Below are 7,983 nucleotides of genomic sequence, written 5' to 3'. Positions count from 1 at the left end.
TCCACATTCGTTATGCTGCTCAAGGAGCCGTTAGTGCAATCATTGCACCCATCGTGAAAATAGCAACAACCGTTGACAAGAACACTGTCGACGCTGCTTCTTGTTCGCCTTTTTTAATCTGACTGGATAGAATTACAATTATAGAGGCTGAAGGCATTGCGAATGTAATAACAGCTTCCCTTAAATAAAAAGACGGAAGATGCAATGCCAACGCCAAACCCCACGCACATAGTGGAGATACAATATTCCTAATAAAAACCGAAGTTATAACCATTTTATTTATTACAGGACGCATAAGGCATAGAAGAATACCTGCCGAAAACATCGCCACGCCACCGGTAGATTTTCCCAGCATAACAAAGGATGTGTTTAGTATTTTTGGAACAGGCACACCTGACAAAACCAAGAAAAAAGCAACCAGTGGTGCCAAAACAACTGGCTGCTTAAACGCCTGCTTAAGATGCTCGAGCCATCCACCAGACCCGCCCATAGTTTCTTCATTATCACCAGCCAAAAGAAAAAATACTATTGGAATCAATACAACATTAATAGTCATACTGGCTAGTGAGACCGCCAGCGCACTCTTACCACCAAACAAAAAACCAAGAACTGCAGAGCCTACGAAAGGCACTGAAGGATTACCAACAGCAAGAGCCTGAAGTGTAGCTAATGACACTGAGCGTTTAAAAATAAATCTCGACAGACAGTAAGTTAATAAAAAGCTTACAATCATCCATCCGATAATAACCGCAGCAAAAGCTTGTGAATTCAAAATTTGTTGACGATCAATCCTGGATATTCCAACAAATAAATCTAAAGGCAAGGCAAACTTTAGAACCATACGGTTCATAGCTGTCGCTTGATCTCTATTAAACATTCCCGCAGAAGCTGCCAAATACCCGAGAACCATTGATAAAACAATCGGAAATATTGCGCCACAAATAGTCTCTAACATACTGCCTCACAAGAAATATCTTGGTCAATTTTTTCCAAAAAACCAAGAACGGACAAAAGGTCTGCACTACCGCCTGGGCTAATATTAAGAGCCACAAACTCACCATTCATCGCCCATACATCTTTTACAAAATCCTCGTACCCCTTGCCTTCCAAGATCGACAGCGCCCGAGAAGCTCTGCCACGAGCAAAATCAAGGCCATCCAAACCCGCTCTTGCGATAATATTGGAATCATTATTCCGCGATATTAAGCATATTAGAGCAATAAGTTCAGATTTTTCGCGTGATTTATACTTCATTATGGACGTCTTATACGTTGGCCATGCATGTAAACGTACCGTTTCGAAACCAGAAACAGCCTCCCCTCTTGCCCCTGTAAAACCATACTGTCGATATATTTTTTCTCCAGATGTCTGATGAGTGTTTGCTGTAGACAGATGAAAGTCCGTCTCGATTATCTCTCTACATATAAGCGAGGTTTCTCGACAAACATTATCTATATCGCAATCTGTCCACGCGCCTCCAAGCGGCCAACGCTACAACACAATAATGCCAATGAAAAAATAGCGCCTTTATGAGTATTTACACGACCTGTTGCCGCTAACATCTGTCTTTCGCATTTTATGCCGATCTTCCGAAGCCCCGGGAGCGTAGTATGTGCCACACTAAAAGCTGTCTCACGACCGTACTGACAAAAAATACTAAAAAACGGGGTTATGGTTTCAATACTAATACAGAACAGATTGTAATCCATATCAGTATGAGACCCATTATTGTTCCGATCCACTAATCCGGGTTTCGGTGTAAGGTCTATTTCACGCAACAGCGCATTTCGAGCGCACAGGCGAACTCTATCATTAAGCATCACCGCTCACCTTCGCTCTCAAACGCTCTAACAATCTGTTTGATTTGAGCATTTAGCGTACCAAGTGAATGCGTTCGATTACGCGCACAGATAAGGGCGTCCCTCGAGCAGGCCAAGCAACGACGTGGAGGCAAGTCAAGCTGAGCGCGTGAAACAACCATCATCCCAGGAGTAATTACATCCAAGTCCCAAAGCCTTCCTAATGGATGCAGATCCTCAAGAGCCACAGTTACCCTTTTGACACTGACTGCGTCCTCAGATTGTATTACGTACTGGCTTCCGGACCGGACGCCGAGTATGAGATGCTCTGGCTGACTACCTGAGGACCATCACGGTTAAACCTAGCGTTTATTTCTCTGAGTGCGACATAAAAAACATTTTTATAAATTTCTGTAAGTTTTATCGGCCCAGGAGAAACCGTAGTTACAGAAATTATCGGAAGATTGTATCGTTTCAACAAATTATATTGTCGAGTTACTCTTGATTCACGAGACAATAATATGGAATCAAAAGAGGCAGGACTTCCAATAGAACCATCAGAATCGAAGACCCGCCCCGTCATTACCGCTTAACCTGCCGAACTACATCCAACACGGTGCCATCTCGATAACGTACAATGGCAACCACTTTATCAAGGTATTCAATCGGTTTAGGCGTCCCGGCTCTAGAAATAGCAATATCACGTAAGCTATTAATATTTGTCACTGGCAATCGGGCATCTCGGAGTTTCTTCTCAAGGAGAGGGTTGTTCGGGTTCACGGCAATACCATGATCGGTCACCACGACATCCACGGTTTGTCCTGGTGTTACGACTGTATTGACACTGTCCACAACGCAAGGAATTCGAGAGCGAAGCAACGGCGTTACGATAACAGTCAAATTAGCTGCCGCCGCCACATCGCAATGTCCGCCAGAAGCACCGCGCAATACGCCATCAGAACCCGTCAGAACATTGACATTAAAGTCGATATCAACCTCCAATGCGCTTAATAGAACCACATCAACACGGTCCACATACGTACCTTTAGACGAAGCATTCGCATATTGGTTTGCGGATATTTCATTATGTGCTGGGTTGTCACGCAATGACTGAGCGGCATCAATATCAAAGGACTGAACATCGGCGATCGCTCCAATCATGCCTTTTTTAAGTAGATCAACGATGGAACCAGTTACGCCTCCTAGAGCAAAGCCCGCTTTGATATTTTGTTGCGTCATTTTGTCTCCCAGAAAGATAGTCGTCGCTGTTGCAGCTCCCCCCGACCCCGTCTGTAAAGAAAAACCGGTCTTGAAATAACCTGAGTGCTCAATGACGGAAGCTGCAATCCTTGCGAGCAACAAGTCCCGTGGGTTTTTGGTAAGTCGCGCGGCACCTACGCTAATTAATGAAGGGTCACCAACTTCCTCTACCGTCACCACAGCATCGACCTGATCCTGGGAAAGGCTGGCCGGATAATTAGGAAAATCGACCAGTTCCTGTGTCAATACGACGACATACCTCGCATGTTGTGCATCGACTTTGGCATATCCCAATGAACCACAGCTGAGTTCTCCATGCTACCATTAGCGTTGCCAAACTCATCGGACGAAGCAACACCTAAAAACGCCACATCGATTGCAAGTTCACCAGACTGGATCAAATGCACTCGGCCACCATGAGAATGGATTTGAACCGGTGTCTGCATCAATCCGTTTGAAATAGCTTCGCCGAGTTCTCCGCGAAGTCCGGAGGTGAATATCTTAGTAATAACGCCTGTTTTTATATACTCTATTAGACCATCATGACAGTTTAACAATGAGCTCGAGGCAATTGTTAAATCTTTAAAACCCAGATCAGACAGAACTTTTACAACCTTCATCAGCACCTTATCGCCCTCGCGAAAGGCATGATGGAATGAAATGGTTCCACCATCTTTTAAGCCTGAGGCTGCTACGGCGCTCTCTATTGAAGAAAATATCTTTCTATGGTGCTTTTCTTCGTTACTTGCTAACTGTGGCGATTCTGCAAACACACCACGAAATTTTTTATACCCATTTTCAGCGGAAAAGCTTTCCACATGTTTTTTATCGTATGACACAGTCTATACCTCAAGAATAATCAGCTAGAAGAATAACGCGCTGGGCGGCCTGTATGACAGGCGGATCAATCATCTTGCCATTCAGGGACACAACGCCTAGACCTTTTTCTTCTGCAGTTTTTGCAGCCTCAATTACTTTTCTTGCATGATCAAGTTCAGGCTGCGTCGGCTGATACGCTTTATGCAGCAACTCAATTTGCCTCGGATGAATGAGAGATTTTCCATTAAAACCAAGATTTTTGGCAATATTTACTTCTCTCATAAAACCTTCTTCGTCGTTTACATTGCCGTAGGCAACGTCAAAAGCGTCAATCTTAGCTGCTCTTGCCGCATGCAAAACCGTCGCTCGAGCAAAAAACAACTCAGGTTCTGTACCTGAACTACGTTCGGTTTGCATATCAACAAGATAGTCAAATCCGGCGAGCGCTATCGCTACCATTCTTGAGCTACACGCTGCAATTCCAACGGCATTTACAACACCACTAGCAGATTCTATAGCAGTTATTATTTTAGTGCTGCCAAACTCTCTTCCACACTCTTTTTCTATTTTTCCAATTTTAATTTCAAGTTCTTTTACTTCATTAACATTTTCGGTTTTAGGCAACCGAATAACCTCAGCGCCACCACGGACTGCCATCTCCAAATCAGCTTCCCAAAATGGGGTATCCACACCATTAATTCTTACGACGGTTTCAATATCTCCATAAATTTTGGCTTTCAAAGTATTGTAGACAAGAAGCCTAGCTGTATCCTTTTCAGCGATACTAACTGCGTCCTCAAGATCGAACATTACTGAGTCAGGCAAATAAATATAGGAATTAGACAACATTCCTGCATTATCTCCTGGAACGAACATCATACTCCGTCGCAGCTTCAAGACAACACCTCATAATTTACTTTATCGACACCTGCTGCTCGATAGACAGCAGCTTGAACACGAGCCGCGATAACGCAATCAAGAGCTCCTTGGTCTTTGACATCCACAACGACATCGGTAACGCCAAGGGCTTCTAGTTTTTCTACAATCACCCTGCGGATTGTGGCTCCAAACTGCTTCTCTACTTTACTTTGTATTGACAGTTGAACTCCTCCACCTGCTTGTGGATTTACGATAACCAGAATATCGCTGGATTCTAATGTTCCTGCGATACCTTTTTGTATAAGATTCATTACAGAAACTCCTTTTGTTTCTGACTGGTCATAAGATATTTCTCTATGAACACAAACGTATTTTTCGGAACTAAGGCCTCTATTGGTCGAATAGATTCCGATTTCATAAGTGCTCGAACACGAGACGCGGAGATTACTGACCCGCAGCACTCCAATCTTTTCATCTCTCTCAACTCGACGGGTGGCGCACTACCCGTCGACAATTCTAAATACTCTTTAAGAACACAATTATACATTGATGTTGTTTCATCAATTGGTTCACTACCAACGTAACGAACGGAAATCCCCAATGCTGGAGCGATATACTGCCTGAACATCAGGGCATCAACAGCAGAGGCCTGCCGGTTCACCTGATGTTTATCTTTAATAAAATATTGAGGAAATGTAGCGTGTGACACAATGTAGTCAGAACCAGGATGTAAAATTACATTATTTAGATCCTGAAGACCATCTTTTACTAATTTAAACCTATCCTTATAACGGAAAAAAGAAACGTCCTCTTTGACCATGAACACATGGACACAATCACACTCGGCCGCAGCCCGCTCTACAAGATAGCGATGACCTTTTGTAAACGGATTTGCGTTCATCACTATACTACCTATGCATTTTCCACTTGTCCTTTTAGACCGCAGAGACTGCAAATAGTTTTCTAGTTTTCTCTTATTGTACTCCATAAATGTTACTCCCCCCTTAGTAACAACAAGAGGAGAAAACCCCCATCCATTAAAACGCTGCTTGTTTTTTTCTTTTGTATACAAAAAAAGATCATCATGCCCGTCCTGAAATGCTTGCTTCACAAGCTCCGTTCCAATAACGAGACTTAATTCCGAACCCCTATATGTTTGATCAACACAAACACATTTTACAATATTCCCATCTAATCCAGCGCACGCGACGATGTTTGCGTCACAATCATTCATAGCAACTACAAACTTTGCAATACGGGCATCCATATCCAAGCCGTTATTTTGCAAAAATTTCTCTATTCTTGTACGGTAGTCAATCAGATCCTCGCCGCTGATCACAATAATAGAAACTGCTGCAAAATGTGTTTTTCTAACGAAGCGCAACATCATTGTGTCATTACGCGCGAGTAAATTTGATAATACTTCGTGACATTTGATTTTTCGCCCAATTAGGCATTTTCCTCCATGGGGTAACAACTTCCGCTATATCGCCAGTTATAGTCACGTTACGCCGTTGCTCAGTTCCCACCCACTCTGGTGCCCATGCGGTTTCCACACTAGTAACCCATTGATTTCCCTCTATTCTGTAACGACCAACATAGGCTACTAAGGTCTTCATGAGGCTAGCACGATCTTCTTCAGTATTAGCAGGTTTACGATCACTACCTTCCAAATTGAAGGCGACCCAACCATCACCGGTGAAAATAACTCGCCCACGCGGATGGCTACCCATTGCGTTGATAAACTCACCAGAAGCCTGCAGTTCAACGCGGTAAGACATAAGCTTCCACGTACCAACAATCTTCTGTGCGAGGTTGACATCGGGCTCAGTGATTACAGGCAATGAAATGCTCACTCGTGGGTCCTCAACAACAATTTTTGAATATATGTTTAAATATACACTGAAGAAAAAATAACCAGACCCATGTGACGCAAATGACTATTGCGGCAAACGCAATAAAAATGAATGGAACGGTATCTACGTAACGATTATAAGTCCCTCCTTTACGTAATCGGGGATGCGTTAGATGGCTCTTGATGATCTAACTGATATTGCGTTTTTTGTGTCTTTGGTTGATGCAGGAAGCATAACTGCAGCCAGTAGACGTCTAAGTGTGTCATCGGCTGCGGTTTCCAGAAGATTAGCTAAACTTGAGGAGCGCCTTGGTATTGGCCTTATCATACGCAATACTCGTCATTTCCACCTAAGTGATAGTGGACAGATATATTATGATGGTGGACTTAAGATTGTCGAGGAAAATGAGCGACTTGAGTCCGAGGTTATACAGTCTGATCAATCGCTCAAAGGTTCACTTAGTATCGGTGCGCCTTTAGAGTTAGGACGACACAAGCTAGCGCCGTTTATTGCGAGTTTTTCGAAAACACCCGCAACTACAACTCAACTTGGCCGTAGCGTCTGAAGGATCTTATGATTTTGATGACTATCTGGATATAATTATTCGTTTAGGTTTGCCTGACTCAAATGGGTCCATAGTGACAAAAATTGCGACGACAGTTAAAGTCCTTTGTGCGTCGCCGGAATATATAGAAAAAAATGGTGAGCCACTTACACTTGAAGACCTTCAAAAGCACACGTGTCTATGCTTGCGTCGTTACAAAAGCATGGAATTAATAAATCAATGGGTACTTGAGAATGAAACAACTTCACATGTAGTTAGCGTACAGCCGGCATTAAGTAGCAACAATGCGGAAATAGTACATGATTGGGCTTTGTCGGGGGAAGGTATTGCATATAAACTATACAGTGACGCGTATGAAAGTTTAAGAAATGGGAATTTGATAAGAATTTTACCACAATATAAAGGTGAGTCTGTACCACTTTATGCAGTTTTACCATCGCGGAATCATATAAAAAAAAGCGTTCGATTGCTACTTGAAGAGCTAAAAATTTATATTAAAAACACCGTAGAATTTTATCAGTGATATTCTGGTATTCAATTGGAATCACGGTAAATATAAGTTTCTAACGAAGCAATGATTAAAAATAACCATAAATACCTTTCCATCTTTATTTTAGAGGGCTTTCTGCTCTCAGTGGATCGTGAAAGATTCCCAAAGGGGTTGTAATCTGGAGGTATCGAAGAACCCTTGATTGATACGCTTGGCGCGTAATTTCTGGCTTTTGGCGCTTTGATTGACGGTTCTTTGAGTTTTTTTTCGGTCTGCGTTTTGAGCAGATCGAGTGTTGTCCCCCGCTGAATGACC

Annotated in this window: 12 protein-coding genes and 1 pseudogene; 2 read left to right on the top strand and 11 right to left on the bottom strand. The window is 42.9% G+C overall.

The genetic code is table 11. From position 1 onward, the window contains the following. Nucleotides 1-19: 19 nt before the first annotated feature. The 10 genes and pseudogenes from JCM25143_RS21705 to JCM25143_RS21675 form a co-directional block, all read right to left on the bottom strand. Complete coding sequence (locus JCM25143_RS21705; protein WP_081773596.1) at nucleotides 20-955, bottom strand: AEC family transporter; 936 nt, start codon at nucleotides 953-955, stop codon at nucleotides 20-22. Beyond that, complete coding sequence (locus JCM25143_RS21700; RefSeq protein WP_081773595.1) at nucleotides 949-1,455, bottom strand: triphosphoribosyl-dephospho-CoA synthase; 507 nt, start codon at nucleotides 1,453-1,455, stop codon at nucleotides 949-951. The genes JCM25143_RS21705 and JCM25143_RS21700 overlap by 7 nt, the downstream gene beginning before the upstream one ends. Continuing rightward, a complete protein-coding gene (locus JCM25143_RS25290; protein WP_081773594.1) occupies nucleotides 1,452-1,820 on the bottom strand; it encodes a triphosphoribosyl-dephospho-CoA synthase in 369 nt (122 codons plus the stop codon). The genes JCM25143_RS21700 and JCM25143_RS25290 overlap by 4 nt, the downstream gene beginning before the upstream one ends. Beyond that, nucleotides 1,820-2,086: a citrate lyase holo-[acyl-carrier protein] synthase gene (locus JCM25143_RS25285; protein WP_369347376.1), complete on the bottom strand. Its 267-nt coding sequence runs from the start codon at nucleotides 2,084-2,086 to the stop codon at nucleotides 1,820-1,822. The genes JCM25143_RS25290 and JCM25143_RS25285 overlap by 1 nt, the downstream gene beginning before the upstream one ends. Then, on the bottom strand, nucleotides 2,086-2,382 hold the full coding sequence (locus JCM25143_RS25280; protein ID WP_081773592.1) for a citrate lyase holo-[acyl-carrier protein] synthase: 297 nt from the start codon (nucleotides 2,380-2,382) through the stop codon (nucleotides 2,086-2,088). Before JCM25143_RS25280 ends, JCM25143_RS25285 begins: the two co-directional genes overlap by 1 nt. Continuing rightward, nucleotides 2,382-3,832: pseudogene (citF, locus tag JCM25143_RS22880) on the bottom strand (citrate lyase subunit alpha). The gene JCM25143_RS25280 and the pseudogene citF overlap by 1 nt, the downstream one beginning before the upstream one ends. Before the next feature lie 76 nt (nucleotides 3,833-3,908). Beyond that, the gene (locus JCM25143_RS19805; protein ID WP_035371362.1) at nucleotides 3,909-4,757 is read right to left on the bottom strand and encodes an aldolase/citrate lyase family protein; all 849 of its coding nucleotides are present in this window, start codon (nucleotides 4,755-4,757) and stop codon (nucleotides 3,909-3,911) included. 14 nt (nucleotides 4,758-4,771) lie between these two features. Further along, on the bottom strand, nucleotides 4,772-5,068 hold the full coding sequence (gene citD / locus JCM25143_RS21680; RefSeq protein WP_025861609.1) for a citrate lyase acyl carrier protein: 297 nt from the start codon (nucleotides 5,066-5,068) through the stop codon (nucleotides 4,772-4,774). After that, complete coding sequence (gene citC, locus JCM25143_RS13615) at nucleotides 5,068-6,147, bottom strand: [citrate (pro-3S)-lyase] ligase (RefSeq protein WP_025861608.1); 1,080 nt, start codon at nucleotides 6,145-6,147, stop codon at nucleotides 5,068-5,070. Before citC ends, citD begins: the two co-directional genes overlap by 1 nt. 7 nt (nucleotides 6,148-6,154) lie before the next feature. Then, complete coding sequence (locus JCM25143_RS21675) at nucleotides 6,155-6,613, bottom strand: lipocalin-like domain-containing protein (protein WP_234395290.1); 459 nt, start codon at nucleotides 6,611-6,613, stop codon at nucleotides 6,155-6,157. A gap of 172 nt (nucleotides 6,614-6,785) precedes the next feature. Here JCM25143_RS21675 and JCM25143_RS24355 point away from each other — a divergent pair, with 172 nt between their 5' ends. Together JCM25143_RS24355 and JCM25143_RS24350 are read left to right on the top strand one after the other, a co-directional pair. Further along, entirely contained in the window at nucleotides 6,786-7,178 is a 393-nt protein-coding gene (locus tag JCM25143_RS24355) for a LysR family transcriptional regulator (RefSeq protein ID WP_234395289.1), read from the top strand. After that, nucleotides 7,162-7,701: a substrate binding domain-containing protein gene (locus JCM25143_RS24350; protein WP_234395288.1), complete on the top strand. Its 540-nt coding sequence runs from the start codon at nucleotides 7,162-7,164 to the stop codon at nucleotides 7,699-7,701. Before JCM25143_RS24355 ends, JCM25143_RS24350 begins: the two co-directional genes overlap by 17 nt. Before the next feature lie 11 nt (nucleotides 7,702-7,712). Here the strand turns inward: JCM25143_RS24350 and JCM25143_RS24345 are convergent. Next, the coding region (locus JCM25143_RS24345; protein ID WP_234395286.1) for a hypothetical protein at nucleotides 7,713-7,983 on the bottom strand (271 nt) is incomplete at its 5' end.

The sequence above is a fragment of the Acetobacter papayae JCM 25143 genome, from assembly GCF_000613285.1.
Taxonomy (GTDB): domain Bacteria; phylum Pseudomonadota; class Alphaproteobacteria; order Acetobacterales; family Acetobacteraceae; genus Acetobacter; species Acetobacter papayae.
Note: the sequence above shows the minus strand (reverse complement) of the source record. Positions and strands in the feature narration are given on the sequence as shown.

Coding starts and splice junctions, on each gene's coding strand:
- JCM25143_RS21705 (WP_081773596.1), bottom strand. CDS start 955: ATGTTAGAGACTATTTGTGGCGCAATATTTCCGATTGTTTTATCAATG.
- JCM25143_RS25290 (WP_081773594.1), bottom strand. CDS start 1,820: ATGCTTAATGATAGAGTTCGCCTGTGCGCTCGAAATGCGCTGTTGCGT.
- JCM25143_RS25280 (WP_081773592.1), bottom strand. CDS start 2,382: ATGACGGGGCGGGTCTTCGATTCTGATGGTTCTATTGGAAGTCCTGCC.
- JCM25143_RS19805 (WP_035371362.1), bottom strand. CDS start 4,757: ATGATGTTCGTTCCAGGAGATAATGCAGGAATGTTGTCTAATTCCTAT.
- citD (WP_025861609.1), bottom strand. CDS start 5,068: ATGAATCTTATACAAAAAGGTATCGCAGGAACATTAGAATCCAGCGAT.
- citC (WP_025861608.1), bottom strand. CDS start 6,147: ATGATGTTGCGCTTCGTTAGAAAAACACATTTTGCAGCAGTTTCTATT.
- JCM25143_RS24355 (WP_234395289.1), top strand. CDS start 6,786: ATGGCTCTTGATGATCTAACTGATATTGCGTTTTTTGTGTCTTTGGTT.